The sequence below is a fragment of the Streptomyces milbemycinicus genome (assembly GCF_002154605.1).
GTDB lineage: Bacteria > Actinomycetota > Actinomycetes > Streptomycetales > Streptomycetaceae > Streptomyces > Streptomyces milbemycinicus.
The window spans coordinates 1-21,467 of the sequence record NZ_MUNE01000455.1; the positions used below are offsets into that span (position 1 = coordinate 1).

At 69.4% G+C, this 21,467-nt stretch carries 17 protein-coding genes; 7 read left to right on the forward strand and 10 right to left on the reverse strand.

Annotation, left to right across the window (positions count from 1 at the left end):
- Positions 1–1,703 precede the first annotated feature (1,703 nt).
- On the forward strand, positions 1,704–3,446 hold the full coding sequence (gene polX, locus CCN51_RS33035) for a DNA polymerase/3'-5' exonuclease PolX (RefSeq protein ID WP_014173537.1): 1,743 nt from the start codon (positions 1,704–1,706) through the stop codon (positions 3,444–3,446).
- An 83-nt stretch (positions 3,447–3,529) separates the two neighbouring features.
- Positions 3,530–4,210: a uracil-DNA glycosylase gene (locus CCN51_RS33040; protein WP_014173538.1), complete on the forward strand. Its 681-nt coding sequence runs from the start codon at positions 3,530–3,532 to the stop codon at positions 4,208–4,210.
- A gap of 148 nt (positions 4,211–4,358) precedes the next feature.
- Here the strand turns inward: CCN51_RS33040 and CCN51_RS33045 are convergent, their stop codons facing one another.
- Both CCN51_RS33045 and CCN51_RS33050 read right to left on the reverse strand, forming a co-directional pair.
- A complete protein-coding gene (locus tag CCN51_RS33045) occupies positions 4,359–6,020 on the reverse strand; it encodes a S1 family peptidase (RefSeq protein ID WP_170061343.1) in 1,662 nt (553 codons plus the stop codon).
- A gap of 207 nt (positions 6,021–6,227) precedes the next feature.
- A complete protein-coding gene (locus tag CCN51_RS33050) occupies positions 6,228–6,587 on the reverse strand; it encodes an L-rhamnose mutarotase (protein ID WP_014173540.1) in 360 nt (119 codons plus the stop codon).
- Positions 6,588–6,723: 136 nt separating this feature from the next.
- On the opposite strand from CCN51_RS33050, the gene CCN51_RS33055 reads away from it, so the two are divergent.
- Together CCN51_RS33055 and gap are read left to right on the forward strand one after the other, a co-directional pair.
- Positions 6,724–7,752 carry a TauD/TfdA family dioxygenase gene (locus CCN51_RS33055; RefSeq protein WP_043486122.1) on the forward strand — a complete coding sequence of 343 codons (1,029 nt, stop codon included), beginning with the start codon at positions 6,724–6,726 and terminating at the stop codon, positions 7,750–7,752.
- A 162-nt stretch (positions 7,753–7,914) separates the two neighbouring features.
- Positions 7,915–8,922, forward strand: coding sequence for a type I glyceraldehyde-3-phosphate dehydrogenase (gene gap, locus CCN51_RS33060; protein WP_014173542.1), 1,008 nt, complete (start codon positions 7,915–7,917; stop codon positions 8,920–8,922).
- Positions 8,923–9,010: 88 nt separating this feature from the next.
- On the opposite strand, the gene CCN51_RS33065 is transcribed toward gap, so the two are convergent.
- The 8 genes from CCN51_RS33065 to CCN51_RS33100 all read right to left on the reverse strand — a co-directional run bounded on the left by CCN51_RS33065 (position 9,011) and on the right by CCN51_RS33100 (position 17,647).
- On the reverse strand, positions 9,011–10,192 hold the full coding sequence (locus tag CCN51_RS33065; RefSeq protein WP_014173543.1) for an LLM class flavin-dependent oxidoreductase: 1,182 nt from the start codon (positions 10,190–10,192) through the stop codon (positions 9,011–9,013).
- Positions 10,193–10,239: 47 nt separating this feature from the next.
- Positions 10,240–11,379, reverse strand: coding sequence for an acyl-CoA dehydrogenase family protein (locus tag CCN51_RS33070; RefSeq protein ID WP_014173544.1), 1,140 nt, complete (start codon positions 11,377–11,379; stop codon positions 10,240–10,242).
- The gene (locus tag CCN51_RS33075) at positions 11,376–12,143 is read right to left on the reverse strand and encodes a class II aldolase/adducin family protein (protein WP_014173545.1); all 768 of its coding nucleotides are present in this window, start codon (positions 12,141–12,143) and stop codon (positions 11,376–11,378) included. Before CCN51_RS33075 ends, CCN51_RS33070 begins: the two co-directional genes overlap by 4 nt.
- Before the next feature lie 7 nt (positions 12,144–12,150).
- The gene (locus CCN51_RS33080; RefSeq protein WP_086860439.1) at positions 12,151–12,990 is read right to left on the reverse strand and encodes a dihydrodipicolinate reductase C-terminal domain-containing protein; all 840 of its coding nucleotides are present in this window, start codon (positions 12,988–12,990) and stop codon (positions 12,151–12,153) included.
- The gene (locus CCN51_RS33085) at positions 12,980–13,246 is read right to left on the reverse strand and encodes a hypothetical protein (protein WP_014173547.1); all 267 of its coding nucleotides are present in this window, start codon (positions 13,244–13,246) and stop codon (positions 12,980–12,982) included. The genes CCN51_RS33080 and CCN51_RS33085 overlap by 11 nt, the downstream gene beginning before the upstream one ends.
- A gap of 20 nt (positions 13,247–13,266) precedes the next feature.
- Positions 13,267–14,748, reverse strand: coding sequence for a class I adenylate-forming enzyme family protein (locus CCN51_RS33090; protein WP_014173548.1), 1,482 nt, complete (start codon positions 14,746–14,748; stop codon positions 13,267–13,269).
- 35 nt (positions 14,749–14,783) lie between these two features.
- The gene (locus tag CCN51_RS33095) at positions 14,784–16,217 is read right to left on the reverse strand and encodes a nitroreductase family protein (RefSeq protein ID WP_143675958.1); all 1,434 of its coding nucleotides are present in this window, start codon (positions 16,215–16,217) and stop codon (positions 14,784–14,786) included.
- Positions 16,218–16,363: 146 nt separating this feature from the next.
- Positions 16,364–17,647, reverse strand: a complete 1,284-nt coding sequence (locus tag CCN51_RS33100) for a condensation domain-containing protein (RefSeq protein ID WP_078610305.1) — start codon at positions 17,645–17,647, stop codon at positions 16,364–16,366.
- Positions 17,648–17,892: 245 nt separating this feature from the next.
- Here CCN51_RS33100 and CCN51_RS33105 point away from each other — a divergent pair, with 245 nt between their 5' ends.
- From CCN51_RS33105 to CCN51_RS33115, 3 genes are all read left to right on the forward strand, one after another.
- The gene (locus CCN51_RS33105) at positions 17,893–18,912 is read left to right on the forward strand and encodes an asparagine synthetase A (RefSeq protein ID WP_014173551.1); all 1,020 of its coding nucleotides are present in this window, start codon (positions 17,893–17,895) and stop codon (positions 18,910–18,912) included.
- Positions 18,909–20,249 carry a glutamate synthase-related protein gene (locus CCN51_RS33110; RefSeq protein ID WP_014173552.1) on the forward strand — a complete coding sequence of 447 codons (1,341 nt, stop codon included), beginning with the start codon at positions 18,909–18,911 and terminating at the stop codon, positions 20,247–20,249. Before CCN51_RS33105 ends, CCN51_RS33110 begins: the two co-directional genes overlap by 4 nt.
- The coding region (locus CCN51_RS33115) for an amino acid adenylation domain-containing protein (RefSeq protein ID WP_158104724.1) at positions 20,233–21,467 on the forward strand (1,235 nt) is incomplete at its 3' end. The genes CCN51_RS33110 and CCN51_RS33115, both read left to right, overlap by 17 nt.

The following is a 21,467-nucleotide window of genomic DNA, read 5'->3' on the forward strand; positions in this document are numbered from 1 at the left end:
CCGGGACGTGGTGGGAGTACACCCGTATCCCGGGCCGGGCCCGCTCGCATACCACTGAGCGCAAGTGGGAGACCTTCCGCCTGCACGGCACGCTCGCCGGACACCTGGAGGCGTTCCGGCACCCGGCGCTGCCGCCATCGGTGACCACCCCCGCTCAGGCCGCGGGGCTGGTGCCGGGTGTGCGGGTGCTGGCCCAGCCGCACCGCATGCCCACCCCCGCCCGGCCCGTCGGCCGCATCCCCGCCGGCACCCTCGACGCCGCAGGCCGCCCCCGCGCGAGGGCGGCGACCTGGTTCGACCACACCGGGCCGCTGACCGTCGTCTTCGCCGGTGGGCCCACCGGACGCGGGGAAATCGTCCTGCCGGTACGGCTTGCGCAAGGCGCCGGACGCTGGCCCTACCTGCTCCACTACCTGAACGACCCGGGCCTGTGGCACAAGATCGACCTGGTGCGGCGGCGGGATCCGGCCGCCCTGGGCGGTTGGGCCTATGAGGCTCATCTGATGGTCCTGGCCCCCGGTTACGCCTCCCCCGCCACCCGTACCCGGCGCTGCCAGGCCGCCGCCCTGGAGCGTGTCGGCGGGGTGGACGGCAACGTCTCCAACCTTGCCGTCGTCTCCCTGCCCGCCACGCTCAACCCCGATGACGGCGGCGTGTGCTCCGACCGGATCACCCTGACTGAGCAGGAGCAAGACGCCCTGGCTGCAGCGCGTAAGAAGGCCCGGGGACGCCAGCGCGCCCTTAACCGCTCGCGCCGTGCCACCAACCCCCAGCAGTATCAGCGCTCCCGGCGTCAAAAGGCCCGCGACGAACGCCGACGGGCAGCAGGCCTGCCCCCGAAGGCCGTCGCCGTCCCGGCCGGACCCCGGCGCACCACCACGACCGGAAAACCCCGGCAGGCCTACCGCCGTGACACGCTCAGCGCTGGCTACCGCACTCTGCGGGCTCGCCACAGTGCCATGGCCGCGAGCGCGGCCGAGGCCTCCCGTCACCGTGCGAAGAAGATCGCTGCCGCTCTGGTCGCCGCCCACGGTCCGAACCTGACCGTCGAGGACTGCGACATCCGCACCTGGTTCCGCCTGTGGGGCCGGGCCTGCTCCGCCACCACCCCCGGACGGCTGATCACCCAACTCGCCGCCGAGTGCACGGCCACCGGCGGACAACTCCTGCGCGCCTCGACCTTCACCACCGCCCTGTCCCAGCACTGCCTGTGCGGCCGACACGTACCCAAATCCCTGCACCAGCGCACCCACCACTGCGACCCGGCCGACGGCGGCTGCGGGCTGAAAGGCGACCGCGACCTGGTCTCCGCCGCCCTGGCCGCCTTCACCGCCCTCACCGACCCCGACGACCCCACCACCGCCCGCCTCGACCAGCATCGCGCCCGCACCGCCCAGATCCTCTTCGCCCAAGGGCTGCAAGAAGCCCTGACCGAGTCAACCGCACCGAAGTCCGCACCCTCGGGCCGGACCCACGCGGCAGCCGAACCCCGCCGGAACACCCTTCCCCGGCAACAGACGGCCCCTGCTCGGCGAAACGCCGGACCCTGCACCGTGACAACCCTGGGGGTACCTCCCATGCCGAAGGCTATGGGGGCGAGACCCGACCCGCACCCAAGCGGCCCAAGGCCCACGCCGGAACGACACGACCGCACACCGGCCGCCCCCGCACACACATACGGGATAAGTCTTAGAATTGACGGTGTGACTCGCTCCAACCAGGAGGTCGAGGCGCTGCTTCGGGAGTACGCGGACCTCCTTCTGATCACCGGCGGGGACGCGTTCAAGGCGCGTGCCTACGAGAAGGCCGCCCGCGCGATCGGCGGCCATCCACGCGATGTGTCCGAGCTCGACGCGAAGGGCCTGCGAGAGATCCCCGGGGTGGGCAAGTCGATCGCCGACAAGGTCGTGGAGTATCTGCGCACCGGCAGCGTGCCCGCCGTCGACGAGGTGCGCGCCGCGATCCCGGCCGGGGTGCGACAGCTGACCGCCATCCCGGCCCTCGGGCCGAAGAAGGCCATGCTGCTGTACGAGGAGTTGCACATCGCGTCCGTCGACCAGCTCTCCGACGCGATCCACGACCACAAGCTGCGCGATCTGAAGGGCTTCGGCCCCAAGACGGAGGAGAACATCCTCCACGGCATCTCCCTCATGCAGGCCGCCGGGGACCGGGTCCCGCTGAATGTGGCCATGAGCGTGGCCGACGACATCGTGGCCGAGCTGTCCCGGGTGACCGGCTGCGAGGCCTGCGAGTACGCGGGGTCGCTGCGGCGGATGAAGGAGACGGTCGGCGATATCGACATCCTGGTCGCGGCGGACGAATCGATCCCGTTCATGGAGGCGTTCACCCGGCTGCCGTACACCGCCGAGGTCATCGCGCGCGGGGAGAAGAAGACCTCGATCCGCACCACCAAGGGGCTTCAGGTGGACCTGCGGGTGCTGCCCCTGGACTCCTGGGGCGCGGGGTTGCTGTACTTCACCGGGTCCAAGGCCCACAACATCCGCGTCCGCGCGATCGCGATGCGCCACGGCCTCAAGCTCTCCGAGTACGGGCTTTTCGACGCCAAGAGCGGGGAGAGGATCGCCTCGCGCAGCGAGGAGGACGTATACGCCAGGCTCGGCATGGACTGGATCCCGCCGACGCTGCGGGAGGACCGCGGCGAGGTCGAGGCCGCCTTGAACGGGCGGCTGCCCCCACTGTTGACGGAGTCGGATCTGCGCGGCGATCTGCACACCCATACGAACCTCACCGATGGCCTCGAACCGCTGGAGGAGATGATCGCGGCGGCCCGGCGGCGCGGTTACGCGTACTACGCCGTCACCGACCACGCCCCGAAGCTGTATATGCAGCAGATGACCGACGAGAAGATCCTGGCCCAGCGCGAGCGGATCCGGGATCTGGACCGGGGGCGGGGGCGCGGCGGGATGCGGCTGCTGCACGGCGTGGAGCTGAACATCGACGTCCAGGGGGACGTGGACTGGCCCGACGACTTCCTCGAGGGCTTCGACCTGTGCGTGGCCTCCGTGCACACGCAGTTCGGCCTGGCGCGGGACGAGATGACCCGGCGGCTGCTGCGGGCCTGCGAGAACCCCAACGTCAACATCATCGGCCATCCGACCACCCGGCTGATCGGGAAGCGGCCGGGCATCGACGCCGATCTGGACGAGGTGTTCGCCGCGTGTGCCCGCACCGGCACCGCGCTGGAGATCAACGCGCACCCGGACCGGCTGGACCTGTCGGACGAGAACATCCTGCGGGCCAAGGAACACGGCGCGAAGTTCGCGGTGGACAGCGACGCGCACTCCACCCTCGACATCGACGCCCTGCGCTACGGTGTCGGGACGGCGCAGCGCGGCTGGCTGACCCCCGACGATGTGATCAACACCTGGCCGCTGACCCGGCTGCGGCGTTTTCTGCGCAAGGATCGCAAGGACGGGCACGGCTGAACACCACGGAAGACCCCGAGGATCCCGCACACCCCGCGCATCAGGCGCCGGGTGCGGACACGCTGCGCGAGCTGGACGAGCGGGTGAGCGGCTGCCGCGCCTGCCCGCGGCTGGTGCGGTGGCGGGAGGAGGCCGCCCGTATCAAGCGCCCGGCCTATCGGGAGTGGGACTACTGGGCCCGCCCGGTGCCGGGGTTCGGACCGGAGGGCGCGGGGCTGGCCATCATCGGTCTGGCCCCGGCCGCGCACGGCGGCAACCGCACCGGCCGGATGTTCACCGGCGACCGGGCCGGGGACTTCCTGTACGCGGCGCTGTACGCGGTCGGCCTGGCCAACCAGCCCGAGGCGACCCATCGGGGCGACGGCCTGGAACTGCGCGGGGTCAGGATCACCGCGCCCGTGCACTGCGCCCCGCCGGCCAACCGGCCCACGACCGGCGAGCGCGACACCTGCCGTCCCTGGCTGGTCCAGGAACTGCGGCTGCTGCGCCCGACGTTGCGCTCGGTGGTGGTGCTGGGCGGGTTCGGCTGGCAGGCGGCGCTGCCCGCGCTCGCCGCGGCCGGCTGGGAGGTGCCCCGCCCGCGCCCGTCGTTCGCACACGGCGCGCGGACCACACTGCGGGCAGTGGGGGCGGAGGGGGCGGAGGCGCCGCTGCGGGTGTTCGGCTGCTACCACGTCAGCCAGCAGAACACCTTCACCGGACGGCTCACCCCGGCGATGCTGCAGGACGTGCTCCGCTCGGCGGCGGAGGCGGCCGGGTTGTAGCCCCTCCGTGCACACGGAGACGGGCCGCCGACGCGTTGAGTCGTCGGCGGCCCGGTGGGGGGTGGTGCGAGGTCCCAGGCACTGGGGCAGGTGGGCGCCCGGGACCTCGGTCAGGGGGTGGCAGGACGTGTCCTGCCACGATCAGCCGTTACGAGTGGTTCGCGGCGTTGCCGTCACCGACCGCGTCGCCACCGCCGTCGCCGACCGCACCGTTGTCACCGTTGCCGACGGCGCCGTTGTCACCATTGCCGGCCGCGCCGTTGTCACCGGCCGCGCCACCTTCCTGCGCGCCGCCCTCGGCGCCCTGGCCGACGCCGTCACCGGCGCCTTCACCGGCACCCTGGCCAGCGCCGTCGCCCGCGCCGTCACCAGCACCCTGGCCCGCGCCGTCACCCTGGCCCGCGCCGTCACCGGCGCCATCGCCCGCACCGCCGCCACCGTTGTCGCCGCCGATGACGGCGCCCGTGGCCTGCAGCGCGGTGCTCACCGGCTGGAAGAACGTCTCGCCGCCCTGTGTGCAGTCGCCGCTGCCACCGGAGGTCAGGCCCACGGCCGCGTCCTCGGCGAACATCGCGCCACCGCTGTCACCGGGCTCGGCGCATACATCGGTCTGGATGAGGCCGTTGACGATATCGCCGTTGCCGTAGTTCACGGTGGCGTTCAGACCGGTGACGGTGCCGTCGGTGACACCCGTCGTGCTGCCGGAGCGCTGCACCGCCAGCCCGACGCTGGCCTCGGCGACCTGGGTGATCTGCTGGGTCGTGCCGTCCTGCAGGTCCACCGTGCTGGACGCCTGGGTGTTCGGGTCGTCGTATGTCACCAGGGCGAAGTCGCTCACCGGGAACTGGGACTCGGTGGTGGTGCCCACCTGCTGGGCGCCCGCCTGGTCGGTGGCCCAGGTCTCCGAGATATTGCCGCAGTGTCCCGCGGTGAGGAAGGCCGGTGCGCCGTCGACCGTGACATTGAAGCCCAGCGAGCAGCGGGCGCCGCCGCCGAAGATGGCGTCGCCGCCGTCCAGCGCGCCGGCCTGCTCACCGGCCTGCTCACCGGCACCGCCCGCGCCCTGGCCATCGCCAGCGCCCTGACCGTCACCGGCGCCCTGGCCATCCCCAGCGCCCTGACCGGCGCCATCGTCCGCGCCGCCCTGGCCCGCGCCCTGACCGGCGCCATCGTCCGCACCGCCCTGGCCCGCGCCCTGACCGGCGCCATCGTCCGCGCCGCCCTGGCCCGCGCCCTGACCGGCCCCGTCGTCCGCACCGCCCTGGTCCGCGCCTCCGTTGGCCCCGGGCTGGGTCTCGTCGGTCCCGTCGAACTTCTTGAACTCGCCGTTGGTGCGCTGGACGGTGGCCTTGCCCGCCAAGCCGTCCACGGCCTTGGTCAGCGTGGCCCACTTCGTGCCCGTGACGGTTCTGTCGGCGAGGACCCGGACCTTGTTGGTCTTCGGGTCGATCGACCAGGCCGTGCCCGGGATCGAGGCGTTGTCGCTCAGCGTCTTGGTGGTGGCCTTGAGCTCCGTGAGGCTGTTCGCGACGATCTTGGCCACGGCGCCCTTGGCCCGGACGTCGTTCGCCGCGTCCTCGTTCAGGACGTTCATCACCAGCTGCTTGGAGTCGCCCTGGTAGTACCACCCCGCCGCGTTGCCGCCCAGGTCCGATGCGAGGCCCCTCGCGAGCTTCACGGCGGCCTGCGACGAGAACGTCTTGGCCTCGGCCGACTTGTCCGGGCTCGCGTTGGCGTTGGGAAGCAGCACCGCCGCTCCCGCGAGGGCGGCCGCGGCGGCGCCGGCTATGACGACGGTCCGCTTGTTCACACGTCGGTGGCTCAACTCACTGACCTCCAGTAGGGGTGCGCCGGGGGGTGCCTGAGGAGTGGTCTGTCGGTTCCTCTGCGTCCCTGCGCGGTGGTCACCCGGTCATACGGAGGTGGTGGTTCAGTGTTTTCAGGGCCACTCAAGGTGTGATGAAAACAGGACGCGAGGCGCCCCGGATGAGTAAGCTCCGCCGGTTCGGCCCTTCCCTCATCCTTCGGCCGCGGTCGCGGCCTGCACCCGCAGCTCCCACACCTGCCCGAGCGCCATATCGGCCGAAGGCCCGGCCGGGGAGCCGTCCGTGGTCTCGAAGTGGTCGACGTAGTCGCCGATGAACGCCTGCCATCGGTGATTGACGGGATCCTTGTCGAGCGCGGCCATGGCGGCGGAGAAGTCTGCACAGTCCAGGAGGTGGAACAGATGACGCCCGCTGCGCCAGATCTGCCAATTGGTGATGCCCGCCCGGCCCAGCGCCTCCAACAGATCCGCCGGAACCGTGGCGTGCACCTCCTCGTAGCCGGCCTCCTGGCCCTCCTTGAGAACCGAGTGCAGTGCGACGCGCATGGCCATCCCTCTCTCTTTGCCAGATATGCCGGATCAGATGTGCCTGAAGAGACCGGCAACTCGCTGTGCTGACTGTGTGAATGGTATCGGCATGGGTATATCCCCCCGGACCTGTACGACCTCAAGGGGACCAAGGAAGATCATGAATGCTGCCGAGAACACTGGCGGGGACCTCCACTTGAAACCCACATTCATAGACCTCGTCATTCCGGAGGGGGTGAGGGAATCTCTCGGGCAGCAACTCGCGGACCTGGGCGATCCGGCCCGGGACATGGATCGGGCGACGGCTCGCTGCCATCAGATATTCGCGACCCTACCGATTGATCTCCTGCAAACCATCCTGGATTTCGGCAGGCATGCGGACACTCCCGGCGTGGCGCGGGTCGGCAATCTACCCGTCGAACGTGAACTTCCCGATACACCCGATGACGGCGGACCTTGCCAGACGAAAAGCACATGTCTTTCGGAAGGGGTTCTCCTCGGGCTGAGTGGAATGCTGGGCGAGCCCGTCGGATTCACCACCGAGAAGAACGGGCAGCTGATTCACGATGTCATTCCCGTCGCAGATGGGGCGACGTCTCAGACGAATCGCAGCTCAACCGTTTTCCTCAACTTTCACAACGACATCGTGTATGACGCGGCCGGATCGTACAATCTGAGCAATCCGGACTTCCTTGTCCTCAACTGCCTCCGCGCAGATCATGAGGGCGTCGCGGGCACCTACTACGCGGACGCCCGGGATGCGTGCCAGGCCCTGGACGCCACTTCGCTCAAGCTGCTCAGGGAGCCTCTGTTCAGGCTGAACGCCCCCGGAAGTTATGCACGGATGGCCGGAAAGGACGAAATCCTCTCCGACCCCGTGCCCATCATCAGCGGGCCCGATTGGTCCCCCGAAATCGCCTCCTCCGCCAATGGAGTGCACGCCGTTTCCCGCGATGCCGAAGTGGCGCTTCAGCGGCTTCAGTCCACCTGCCGGGAAGTGGCGCATGAAATCTTTCTGCGCCCCGGTCAGGCACTGCTCATCAACAACCGGAAAGGCCTGCACGCCCGATCAGAATTCGAGCCGCGCTACGACGGCCGTGATCGCTGGTTGCAGCGCACGTACATTCGCCGGAACCACTGGAGCATCCGCGACCGCATCGTCGCCGAAACGCGGAGGCTGCACATCTGACAGAAGAGCCACCGCTCAAACTGCCGCCGAAACTGCCTGTCAAACTGCCTGTCTCGACCCGGCCGCACGCATAAAATCGCTGCCCGTGCGTGCGTCCGAAAGGGACCGAGCAATGGCGCCGTTCCCGTTTCATGGCCCGGCATTTGAGGAGAGGTTCCGCGGATGACAGTGCGTGTGGGCATCAATGGTTTCGGCCGCATCGGCCGCAACTATCTGCGTGCGGTGTTCGACCAGGGCGCCGATGTGGAAGTGGTGGGGGTCAACGACCTCACCGACACCGCGACGCTGGCCCATCTCTTCGCATACGACAGCACATTGGGCCGGTTCGGGGAGGAAGTCCGCGCCGTGGACGGCGCCATCCTCATCGGGGGAAGGCGGATCGCCGTATCGGCCGAGCGTGACCCCGGGGCTCTTCCCTGGGCGGCACTCGGCGCCGATGTCGTCATCGAATCGACGGGTGTGTTCACGGACGCCAACCGCGCCCGCGCCCATATCGAAGCAGGGGCCAAGAAGGTCATCATCTCCGCCCCGGCGAAGAACGAGGATCTGACGCTGGCCTACGGCGTCAATCATGACCAGTACGACCCCGAGCGTCACACCATCGTCTCGAACGCGTCCTGCACCACCAACTGCCTTGCCCCCATGGCCAAGGTTCTGCACGACGCCATCGGTATCGAGTACGGGTTGATGACCTCGGTCCACGCGTACACCTCGGACCAGAATCTGCTGGACGGTCCGCACCGCGACCTGCGCCGCGCCCGCCACGCCGCCGTCAACACCGTGCCCACCAGCACCGGGGCCGCCAAGGCCATCGGGCTGGTCCTCCCGGCGCTCGCGGGCAAACTGGACGGCTACGCGATGCGCGTCCCGATCCCCACCGGCTCGGCCACCGACCTGTCCTTGACCCTCAGCCGCGAGGTGACCGCGGAGGAGATCAACGGGCTGTTCGCGAAGGCGGCGCAGGGTCCGCTCGCCGGCGTCCTGAGCTACACCGAGGACCCCATCGTCTCCAGCGATATCGTCACCGATCCCGCCTCCTGCATCTTCGACGCCGGTCTGACCAAGGTGATCGGCGGTCGGCATGCGAAGGTCGTCGGCTGGTACGACAACGAGTGGGGCTTCTCCAACCGTCTGGTCGACACCACATTGCTGATCGGCGGCTCTCTCTGACCACACGGACTCCGCCCACCGGGCCGAGTCCCATACGATCCGGCGGGCCACGCATGGCATGGCCCGCCGGATCGTGTCCCACCCGCGGTCAGTTCTGTGATTCGGCACTCGTGGCCATCGCCTTGGTGCGGGCCGCGTTGAACCGCTCCTGGAACGTGGCGGCCTGTGACGCGACCCAGGACTGCGACTCCTGGAGACCCTTGGTGGAGCCCTTGAATCGGGGAGCCACGTATCGGGCGAACAGGTCGAAGCTCTTGCGGGTGCGCTCGGGGCCGGCCCAGTCCGTCACCGAGTTGAGCAGACAGCCGAAGCCTCCCGTGATGTCACGGAGCTTGTGGATCGCGGCCACGCAGTCCTCGACGCCACCGGCAATGATCCCCCCGGCCTCGATGGTCGCCTCGAACGCTTTGCGCGCCCCGACCTCGCTGCGCCCCATGGGCATACCGTGCGTCCCCGCCCAGTATTCGTTGCGCTGCCGCAGCCATCCGGCGTAGATGTCCTCCAGCGCCTGCTCACGGGTCTCGGCCACATGCACGGGCAGGGTCAGCCGCCATGTCGACCGGTCCGCCGTATGGCCTGCCTCGGCCGCCGCGGCCTCCAAGTGGCCCCACTGCTCCGCCAGTTTCTCCATGCCCAGGCTGTGCCCGGCGCGCACCATCCCCCACGGTGGGGCGGCGTGCGACATCGCGTTCACCCCGAGGCGACCGGCGAGCCGCATACCGAAGGGCGACGAGGCGCTGCTGACGGTGATCTCGAAACCGCCCGGTTCGAAGGAACGGTGCTGGATACGAGCGTCCTGGAGCCGGAACCAGTCCGTCTCGCGCGTCACCGTCTCGCCCCGCAGCAGTTCGACGATGGTCTCCAGGGACTCCTGGGTGCGGCGGCGCGCCTCGGCGGGGTCGACGCACAACATATGCATGTCCGAGGCGAGCGAGCCGGCGCCCACACCGAGGATGAACCGGCCCCGGGTCAGATGGTCGAGCTGTGCCGCGCGCGCCGCCGCCATGTACGGATGGTGGTACGGCAGTGCCATGACACCGGTGGCGAGTTTGATCCGCCGGGTGCGCTCGGCCGCGGCGGCCAGGAAGATCTCCGGGGAGCCGATGGTGGCCCAGCCGTTGGAGTGGTGTTCGCCGACCCACAGCTCGTCGTAGTTGAGCTCATCGGCCAGTTCGGCGTAGCCGAGGTCGCGGCGCATCAGCAGATTGGGGTCTTCGCCGATGGGGTGCAGGGGCGACATGAAGAGGCCGAAGCGCATGAAGTCGTTCATATGGTCCTTCTGAGATGTGGAGGATACGGACGGGGCGGTCGGGGTCGTCACAGGGACTGGGCGATGGCGATTCGCTGGATCTGGTTTGTGCCCTCGAGGATCTGAAGGAGCTTCGCTTCTCGCATCCAGCGCTCGACCGGGAAGTCCTGGGTGTAGCCGTAGCCGCCGAGCACCTGGACCGCGTCGGTCGTGACCCGCATGGCGGTGTCCGTGGCGAACAGCTTGCACTTCGCGGCTTCGGCGGAGATGGGTTTGCCCTGGTCCTTGAGGGCGGCCACCGAATACAGCAGCGCACGGGCCGCCGCGATCTGCGTGGCCATGTCGGCGAGCAGAAAGGAGAGGCCCTGGAAGGAGATGATGGGCTTGCCGAACTGGGTGCGTTCCTTGGCGTACGCGGCCGCGTGGTCGAGGGCCGCCTGGGCGAGGCCCACGGCGCAGGCCGAGATGCCGAGGCGGCCGTGGTCGAAGACATGGGCGGCGACGAGCATGCCGCGGTTGCGGCGCCCGATCATCCGCTGGTCGGGGACCCGTACCCCGTCGAACGCGATCTGTGCCGTGGGCAGTGAGCGCACCCCCATTTTCCGCTCATGGGCCAGGGGGCGCAGGCCCTCGGAGTCCGCGTCGACCAGGAAGCAGGACAGCCCGCTCAGGGCGGATCCTCCGGTGCGGCAGTACACGTTGTAGACGTCGGCGACACCGGCGTGGCTCACCCATGCCTTGGTGCCCGAGATCACGTGGTGGCCGTCTTCGGCGACCGCCTTGGTGGACATGGCGCCCAGGTCGGAGCCGGCTTCCGGCTCCGACATGCAGTTGGCTGCCAGCAGCTCGCCGCTGAGCATGCGCGGCAGCAGTTCGCTCCGCAGTTCGTCCGTTCCGAACCGGGCCAGACCGTGGCATGCCAGCACCTGGAGGTGGACGGACTCCGCGACGGCCAGCCAGCTGCCGGCCAGCCGCTCGATCACCTTCAGATAGACGGTGTAGCTCTGCCCGCCGCCGCCCCACCGCTCGGGGAACGGCAGCGACATCAGCCCCTGCTTCCCCAGGAGCCGTACCAGGGCCTCCGGAAACTGCCCGTCCTCCTCGAACCGGGCCGCCCGCGGCTCCAGTTCCTCCCGGGCCAGCTCGTCGACGAGCGCGAACAGTTCCCGCTGCTCCTCGGGCTGCTCGACGGCTGAGCGGCCGGTCACGCGGCCTCCCGCGCGGCCTGGGACGGCCAGTCGGCGGCTTCCGGCCAGCGGCGCTGTACCTGTCCGACGGCGTGGTCCCAGTAGGAGCGGACGGAGAGATCGGCGTAGATGAAGGCCCGTTTGCCGTCCACGTCCTCGAGTGAGGAGGAGTGGTAGCCACCCGGTAGCTGCTCGGCCATCAGCTGGAGACGGCAGGCGCGCTCCAGGGTGTGTGCGTGCACCGTCGCATGTCTGATGGACTTGCCGACGATCACACCACCGTGGTTGCGCAGCAGCGCCGCCGGGTTGTCCCCGAGGGCGTCGGCCACCTGCTCCCCCGTGGCGATGTCGAGGATGGTGTTGCTGGTCAGCGTGTAACGGGGCAGCCGGCCCTCGAAATAGGCGCCCTCGTGCGATACGGCGCGCAGGGCCAGGTCGGTCGCCCCGAACACCAGGGTGTGCGGTGCGTGGCTGTGCACGATCGCGTTGACATCGGGACGCGCCCGGTACACCGCTTGGTGCAGCGCCAGCTCCGGGGGCGCCAGCGCGGGGGACGGTACGGCGGGGTCGACCGGCGCCACGATCACATCGTCGGGTACGCATTCGTCGAAGCCCTTGAGCGCGCCCTTGATCAGCATGTAGTCGGCGCCGGGCGCCCGGGCGGAAACCTGCCCCTGGTTGAAGTCGTCGTGGCCGCCCAGTGACAGTGAACGTGCCGCGACGGCGACATGAGCCCGCAGCCGACGGGCGAGGGGCGGCAGCGTGGCCGGGGTTTGCTGGGTCACGTATGTCTCACGTTTCTGCGGAGGACGATGCTGTTGCGGGCGGTTCCGTGGCGGGCGGTTCCGTGGCGGGCGGTTCCGTGGCGGGCGGTTCTGTTGCGGGCGGTCGCTCGCGGTCCGTGTCATGGGCCGACGCGAAGAACAGCCGGTCATAGACCTGCTTGACCGTGACCAGACCGGCTGGGGCGCCATCGGCCCAGGCGGCGACGGCGAGCGCGCCAGGTGCCGCCGCCGACAGGTCTCGTACGTCGTGGTGCAGCCTCAACGACTCATGCGCGAAGTCCAGTTGCACCACGTGTTCGCTGACCTGATGTCCGGCGCGGAAGGATGCCACCTCGTCCACGGCCGCCCCACCCGCGTGCGCCTCCCAGGTGGCGGCCAAGGAGCGCGCCGACGCGCTGGGGCGGTCCCGTTTGGCGCGGGCGTGCCGCTCCAGGAGGCTTACGCGGGGCAGGGGCATGGCCGATGTGCGGAGGAGCCGTCCCGCGACGCCCAGCAGATGGTCCTGGAGCCAGTGGCCGAGCGACAGGTTGACCGCGCGGACCACGGTCACCGATCCGGCGAGTTCCGCCAGCAGGGGCTCGCCGTCGGGGCCGATGTCGGAGGCGCAGGCGATGAGCGACGATCCCGTCTCCCGGCAGTACGCGACGGTGCGGGGAAGCACCTCGCCCCGCGACGCGTCGATCACCACGGTCGGCGGCTGCTCGGCCGTCCAGGCGCCGCGGTGCGCGGTCATCACGACCGGGACGTCGCGCAGGGCGCACTCGGCCACGATCCGTGAGCCGAGCCGGCCGGTCGCACCGACGACGCCGACCCGAAGCCCCGGCCCGCTCCGCTGGTCAGGCGGCACCTGCGACCCCTTCGGCGGCCATGTACTCCACGATTCCGGGGATCGTCTGCATAAAGGTGGTGTCGCCCTCCAGGTCGACGTAGATGCCGAACTCGGTCTCGATCGAGTCGATCAGGCGCAGATACGACAGCGAGGAGAGCCCCTTCTCGGCCAGCGTCTTGCCGTCGGCGAGCGCGGAATCCGGGCTGAGCGTGCCCTCGCTGGCCTCCTCCACCAGTTCGGCGACGCGGCGGGCGAGGGTCTGGTCGTCGGGCATGGGTGATCTCCCTCAGGAAGTCAGGAAGTGAAAGCGGAATCGGTGGCTTTGTGGAACAGCTCGCGCGCCGCGCTCATGCGCGGCTTGCCGACGCCCGTGGTCGGGATCTCGGGCACGACGACGACACGCTCGGGCACCTTGTACGAAGCGAGCCGTTCCAGGCACCGGCCGCGCAGCGCGTCCTCGGTCAGCCCCTCGGGGCCGCTGACGACGGCGGCGAGCATCGGGTCGCCGTTGCGCTTGTCCACGGCGAAGACCACCGCTTCCCTGGCGCCGGACGCGAGCAGTACGCGGCGCACCTCCACCGAGTCGATCTTGCGCCCCCCGATGTTCAGCCGCGACCCGGCCCGGCCCGAGAGGTGGAGTCGGCCGTCCCGCAGGCTGCCGAGGTCGTGGGTGGCGTAGAAGCCGTCCCGGTCCAGCCGCGCCTCGAAGGCGCCGGGCGCGTTCAGATAGCGCGACCCCATGGATGTGCTGCGCACCCGGATCTCGCCGGTCGTGCCGGTGCCGTCGCCGAAGACGAACTCGACTCCGGGCAGGGGCCGGCCCTGGCCGTGCTCCGGGGCCGGGAAGGGGTCGAAGGTCAGCGGCCCCGTCTCGGCGACACCGTAGTAGTTGCACACCGCGAGGCCGTGCCGGGTACGCAGTTCCTCGGCCGTCGTGGGCTTGAGCGGCGCCGCCGACGAGAGGGCGACCTTCAGTTCGGCGAGTTCGGGGATGGGCTCGGGGCGGCGCAGCAGGGACTCGTACAGCGCGGGGAAGCCGGTGAGCCGGGTCGGCCGTATCTCCCGCAGGAAGCGGATCACCTGTCCCGAGGTGGGCAGGCCGGACGGCAGCCACAGCGCCGCGCCCGCGAGGAAGGCCGCCAGCAGCGAGGTGTTGAACGCCAGCCCGTTGAAGAGCCCGGCAAAGCACAGAATGCGGTCGTCGGCGCCGAGACCGGTGGCGTCGCGCCAGGACAGGGCCGCGTTGTGCACCGCCGTACCGGAGAATTCGATGCAGCTGGGCGACCCGGTCGAGCCGGAGGTGAAGCGGCATACCTCCGTCGAGGCCAGCGGCTCGGGGCGATCGGCCGTCGGCTGCCCTGCGCCCGGGGCCGTGCGGGTGAGTGCGTAGCCGGATGTGGCGGAGCCGGATGGTTCGATTCCCACGCTTAGAGGGCGGTCGTGGACGACCGCGTCGATGCCGCAGTCGGCGACGACGGCACGTACCTCTTCCGGGGCCAGGGCGGGGTCGAGCAGAAAGGGCAGGGCGCCGGCGCGCAGCAGGCCCACGTAGGCGACGATGTACGAGGCCGAGTTGGCGGCGAGGATGACGACGCGGGGACGTGCCTCGCCTCGTGCCACCGCCTCGCTCCACCAGCGGTCGAACTCGGTGCGGAACTCCGCGGCGGCCGTGTCGAGTTCGGCGTAGGTCAGCCGACGCTGTGTGTCGGCGACGGCGAGTCGGTCCGCGTGCTGCGTCAGGAGGTCGGTGTAGACCTGGTTCAGCACCCCGGGCATGTCGTCCCTCCGAGTCCGTGGTCCGATTGGGTGGCCTATTCGCCGTGTGCGTAGGCGACTTGGGCGCGGTCGTGCTTGATCGAGCCGGCCTGGTCGACGCCGAGCGCCAGCAGGTACAAGGGCTCGTCCCAGGCCGATAGACCGGCGAACTCGCGCCACAGATCGGGGTCGTAGCCGCCGATGGTGGTGATGGCCACGGAGTGCCGTCCGGCGCCGAGACAGAGCAGATGCGCGCCGCACGAGGCGCGGAACACGGCGTCGCGCAGATCGCGCGGACCACTGGAGAAGAGCTCGTCGCGGGGGATGTGGAACAGCACGAACCCGGCCGCGACCCGCGCGTTGGCCTGGCCCATGCAGGAGCGGACCAGCAGGTCGAGATCGCGGAAGCGGTCCGGCACGGTCACGTCGATGCGGCTGCCGCGCAGGGTGTCCGAGCACGCCTTTGCCGTGGGCCCGTCGTGCAGCAGAAGCGTCGCGCGCACGCCACGATCAGGTGTGACTTCGGCCAGATCGGCCGGGAGCGGGGTGTCCAGTGCCCCCAGGGTGCTCAGGAGCGCATGCGGTTCGGGCGTGTCCCCGGAGAACCGTTTGCAGGACTGTCGCCGCCGGGAGGCCTCGCGCCACTGAGCGAGCGGGATGCCGTCGGAGGCCGAAGGGCGCAGCTCGGTGGCCATGGGGGCGGCGGTGTGCAGCCGTGCGGACGCGGCGAACGGCTGCGAGCTGTCGTACACCGCCTCCGAGAGCCCCGACCAGCACACCCCCTCCAGTTGACCGGTGCCCGCGGGGTCGTCGTCACCCGCCATCCGGAACGTCGCCCAGTCGCCGCTCTCGCCAGTTGTGTGCGGCCGGCCGATCGTGACGACGGAATGCACCTCGCGGTGGGGCAGCCAGGGTGCGACGGCGGCCCGGATCTCGGCGCGAGGGCCGTGCAGCCGCAGCACGGCCGGACCGTCCTGGAGCGCGGTGCCGAGCAGGTTCGTGGCCGCGTGTCCCGCGTCCAGCTGCGTGTAGAGATAGCCGCGTGAGCCGTACTTGCGCATCGACAGCCAGGGCCGGGCCAGGAGGATGACATGCGCCACCGGTTCGCCGCCGTCCGGCAGCCTCGCCGGCCGCAGCAGCCGCCCCAGGCGCGTGGCCGGTCCGCCCAGGCGCACACAGGTACGGCGCAGCAGGTCCATCCAGAACAGCGCAGGCCCCGGCGAGTCCCCCGGACGGTCACCCTCGTCCACCAGCACCAGGACGTCGTACGGATAGATGGCGCCGGCCGACGGCACCTGGCGCCCCTCCTGCGCGGGCCGGCCGAGAAGCGCGTCGGTCACCACCCGCACCGCCTGCCGCAGCCCCTGGCTCCGCGGTTCCTCCACCTCGAGCCGTGGGACGGGAGGGAGTTCCGTCATATCCAGCCAGGCAGCCAGTAACCGCTCGTCGGGCACGGCGCAGGTATCCGAGTTGAACGCAGCAGAACTCACTGAGGGACCTCGATGCCATTCATTGCAGTGAACCGGTATATGCGTGAGAGGGTGATATGTTGTCGCTCAGCAAGCTACTTGAGTCGCCTATCTCCGATCGGCAGTTTCATCGGCAGATTGGAGGGCAGCTTCGCCGTCTCCTCGGGCTACCGTTCCCCGCTCCGCAGCCCGCGCGCCTCCGACACCAGCACCTCATGAATTCCCAGCAGCAATTCCGATATCAGCTCCTTGCTCACCTGCCTGCCCCGGAGCCAGATGGTCAGTGCCGCTGAACCGTCTTCGATGAATCGGGTGTGGAATTTGGGGCCGATCGCGGAGACCTGCTCGTCCCACTTCACCACCGGCACATCACTTTCCTCCGGATCCGCCGCTCCGGCCGCCGGGCGGACCATGTAGTTGAATGCCCAAACCGGTTCGGGATCGATACTGGCGGTGGGGAATCGCTGCTTGATCAGGCGGATCGAATCGGGATCGTATATGCCCATGCGGTAAGCCAGGAACGCGGCTTTGTTGACGGCCTGTGCGAGCTCCTCGAAGCCGGCCCTCGGGTCGGCGTCCAGACAGCCGGCGGCCCATTGGTTCATCGAGGTCACATAGCTTCCCCAACGGGCGTTGCCGCGATTCGACGACTGGAGCCGAACCGGCACCGACGGCAGCCCGCACACCCGGGCCACGGCCCTTGTGTAGGCGGTCAGAAGCACGGAAGCCTTCGGAAGGGAGAGCCGGTCCGCCAGTTGCTGGGCCGCCGTCTGCGCCGCTGTCGACCGTAAGGCGGCCTGCAACACATGAGATGGGCGTTCGTCCGAGGTGAGGCGGGGCTCCGGGAGCTCGGCCGAGGCGGCGAGCACCTTCTCCCAGTGCCGTTCGGCCGCGGTGCGCCGGGCCTTGAAGGCATCGCCCCGCTGCTCCTCGGCCATGGTGATCAAGCTATAGGAATCCGCCCTGCCGGATAAGGCTCCGGGATCGGCAAGAGCCTTTTGGAATTCCTCCCTGAGGATCCCCTGGGACCAGTTGTCCGCCGCCAGGTGATGGTGTGTGAATACGAGATGAGTTGCCGCTCCGGAGCGCATGATGAGGCGGCCTCGCCAGCCGAACTCACGGGTCAGATCGAAGGGCTCGGCCGCCATGCGGCGAGCGGTCTCCTGTACATCGTCAGCGGCCTCTTCCGACACATTGAGATCGGACAGTGAATCCGGTTCATGAACCAGCTGAACGGGATTTCCGGGATCGCTGAGATCGTATGTCGTACGCAGGGAGGGATGGTGGTGAGCGAGCGCCTTCAGGGCATCCTTGACTGCTGCCGTCCTGGTCCCCTCTGGCAATTCCCAGACCGCCGATATGTTGACCTCGTGCCAACGGGATCGAGGAAGTCTCTGGATGTCGCGCCACAGTGAGATCTGCCCATAGGAAAGCGGGCCGGAAAAAGGCATGGGGGTGACCCTAGGCGGTGTGATCCGGCGGGTCAAGGGCGTTGAATCTGCCGGTCAATCTTCCCCTGCAACTGCCCCTTGGCCGCGCGGTGCTGCCGGTACTTTCTTGAAATTGCTGTCCCTATCGCGTAATTGGCCACGAGGATGCTCAGTGGGGAGCAGAGAAGGTTCGACTGCCCGGCGTCGCAACGGGAATCGCTGCCCGTCCAGCCAACCCAGTCCGCCACGTCCGCAAAGGAATGAACATGCCCCTCAACCCGTCGCCCACGGCCGGACAGGAACAGGCCTTCGTGCCTCCGCAGCCGCACGAACACCTCACCTCCGCCACCACCAGGAACATGTTGCTCATCCAGAGCGCCCTGCTCCAGGGCGCCCGGGAATACCTGTGCGACGAAGGCTTCGTCGAGCTGCTGCCGCCGGTCGTCGGCCCGGTCACCGACCCCGGCTGCCGTGGCGCCAAACAGGTCGACATCGACTACTACGGTCGCCGCTACAAGCTGATGACGAGCGTCATCTTCTACAAACAAGCCGCCCTGCTGGCCCATCCCAAGATCTTCTACATCGCGCCCTGCGTCCGGCTGGAGCCGTTCACGACCTCCTCGACCCTGCGCCATCTGACCGAGTTCCACCAGATCGACGTCGAGGCGGCGGACACCTCGCGCGAGGAGATGCTGGAGATCTGCCAGGGTGTCGTACGCGGCGCACTGCAGCGTGTCATCAAGCAACTCCCCTATGTTCTTGATGAGTTGGGGCGCGATCCGGGCGCGTTCACCGATCTTCTGCAGCAGTCGTTCCCCAGTATCCGGCACATGGACGTGGTGGAGACCCTGCACAAGCTGGGCCATGAGCAGAACCCCGACGGGGAGATCGACTGGGAGGGCGAGGCGCTGATCTCGCGACAGCACACCCGCCCGTTCTTCATCACCGACTACCCCAAGGGCTCGCGCGGCTTCCCCGACCGCGAGAGCCGTACGCTCCCCGGCCGACTCCGCAACTTCGACCTGGTGGCTCCCGAGGGCTACGGCGAACTGTGCAGCGGCAGCGAACGGGAGGGCGACTACACCCGGGTCATCGAGCGGATGCGGGAGACGGGCGAGAATCCCGCCAAGTACGAGTGGTATCTCAAGACGTTCAAAGAAGGCGGCATCCCGCAGAGCGCGGGTTTCGGCCTCGGCGCTCAGCGCCTGACGCGCTATGCGGCCGGACTGCACTCGGTGTGGCAGGCCAGCGCCTTCCCGAAACTGCCCGGGGTGATGGCCCCATGACGCGGCTGAGTGCCCCAGGTCTGCCCGAGGAGGCCATCCGCAAGCGTGCCCGCACGGGGCGCGAGGCGGCCTTCCCGCCGCGGGCCTCGTACGGGCGACGGCTGTTCGGGGCGACGGGCCAGACGGCCGGCCAACGGCACGATGCCCTCGACGCGCTGCGGCTCGTACCTCCCGTCTTCATGCCACAGCGCCTGGAGAAGCTGGTCGAGCTCGGCCGCGAGCCCGTCTACCAGGACGTCGCGCTCGACAGCGCCATCGGAGGGTTCCGCTCCCCGCTGCCGGTGTTCATCACGGCCTTCGGCTCCACCCGGGCGGCCAGTGGCGACCTTGGCGTACCGCTGAGCCGCCAGGCCGCCCGGCTGGGCCTGCCGATGGTGATCGGCGAGAACATCGTCCCCGTCAACGGCTACGGCCGACTCGCGCAGACCCCGGACAGCGCATCGCTGTTGGCCCGCATCAGCGCCTATGTCCAGGAGGTTCCGGAGGGGTACGGAGGTGTGGTCGTACAGCAGTGCACCGAGGACGCCGACGCCGAGGTGTGGAACCTCGTCTACAGCGATCCGGCCGCCCAGCCCCTGGTCGAGTCCGGCAGGCTGGCCTTCGAGCTGAAGGTCGGGCAGGGGGCGAAACCTGGTCTCGGTGGGATGACACTGGTGGATCGCTCGACCGCCGAACAACTCAGGGACCACTATGAGCTCGACGCGGTGTTCGGCCCCGGGACGGCGGAAGCGGCGACGGGCGGGGATGGCGAGGGCGCCTCGCTGTCGTATCTGCGCAGCAGCAGCCCCGGTACGTTCACCGAGGAGATCCTGCGCCAGCAGGTCCGGCTGTTGCGCAACAACTATCCGCAGGCCCGGATCTGGGTGAAGCTCCACCCCGGCCGGGATGTCGCGCAGGCCGCCACGGTGGCGTGGCGGGCCGGCGCGGACGCGGTCACCGTCGACGGTGCGGAGGGAGGCACCGGCTGGGCGCCCCTGGCCTTCCTCGACGGTGTCGGACTGCCGCTGGTCGAATGCCTGCACCGCATCGGGTCGCCCGCCGGGGACCTGCTGGCCAGCGGCCGTATGTGGGAAGGCTCCCGAGCGGTCAAGGCCATCGCGCTCGGCGCCACCGCGGTCGGCCTCGGCCGGGCCGCCCTGCTCGCGGTCGACGAGGACACCGAGAGCGGCCTGGAACGGTTCGTCGCCTGCCTGGCCCTGGAACTGCGGCTGCTGATCGGCGCGCTCGGGAAGTACAGCCCGCGGGCCGTGGGGCGAGAGGACATCTGGCCGACGCCCGATCCGACGGCTCGCACCGGTCATGACGAGCAGAGAAGCCTCCATGACGAATCCGTTTGAGCGGACCCTGCACGAACTGTTCGAAGAACAGGCACGGTCGACGCCCGACTCCGTCGCTCTGATCCACCGCGGCGACACCCTCTCCTACGCGGAACTCAACCGCCGGGCCAACCGTCTGGCCCGCCACCTCGTGCGGTCGGGGGTGCGCCCCGGGACGGTGGTCGGCATCCACCTGGAGCGGTCCCTGGAGATGGTGGTGGCGCTGCTCGCCGCCCTCAAGGCCGGCGGCGGCTACACCCTGCTGGACCCCGGTTTCCCCGAGGATAGGTTGCGTACGGCGCTGACCACGTCGGAAACCGCGCTGCTGATCAGCCGAGCCGATCTGCCGTCGCTGGTGTCCGGCCCTCCCGCTGCGGGACCTGAGGTCGTCCTGGTCGACGCCCCGGGTGTACGGACAGCACTCGACGCGCAGCCGGACGGAGACCTGGGCCGAACCGCTTCGGCCGAACATGTGGCCTGCGTGATGTTCACCTCGGGGTCGACCGGCACCCCGAAGGGAATCGCCTCCTCACACCGGGCGCTCATCGGCACCTATCTCGGCCAGGACTATGCGGACTTCGGCCCCGAGCAGGTGTTCCTCCAGTGTTCGTCCATATCCTGGGACGCTTTCGCCCTGGAACTGTGGGGCGCGCTTCTCTTCGGGGCCCGCTGTGTCCTGCTGCCCGGCTCCGATGCGGAACCCGCACTCATCGCCGATGCCGTGGCCGAGCACGGGATCACCATGCTCCAGCTGTCCGCGAGCCTCTTCAACTTCCTCGTCGACGAGTACCCGCAGGCGTACGACGGCGTACGGATCGCCTTCACCGGCGGCGAGGCGGCATCCGTGGCACACGTCACCAAGATCGGCCGCAGATATCCGGGACTGCGCGTCGTCAACGGCTACGGCCCGGCCGAGAGCATGGGCTTCACCACCTGCCATGTGGTGGCCCCGGACGACGCGCAGGCGTCCTCGCTCCCCATCGGACGTCCCATCGCCAACAAGCATGTGCTGATCCTCGACGCCGGTCTCCAGCCGGTCGCGATGGGCGAGACCGGCGAGCTGTACGCGACCGGAGTCGGCCTGGCCCAGGGGTATTTGGGGCGGGCCGGATTGTCGGCGGAGCGTTTTGTGGCGTGTCCGTGGGGGCCTGCGGGTGGGCGGATGTACCGGACGGGGGATTTGGCGCGGTGGTCGGCTGATGGGGTGCTGGAGTATGTGGGTCGTGCTGATGATCAGGT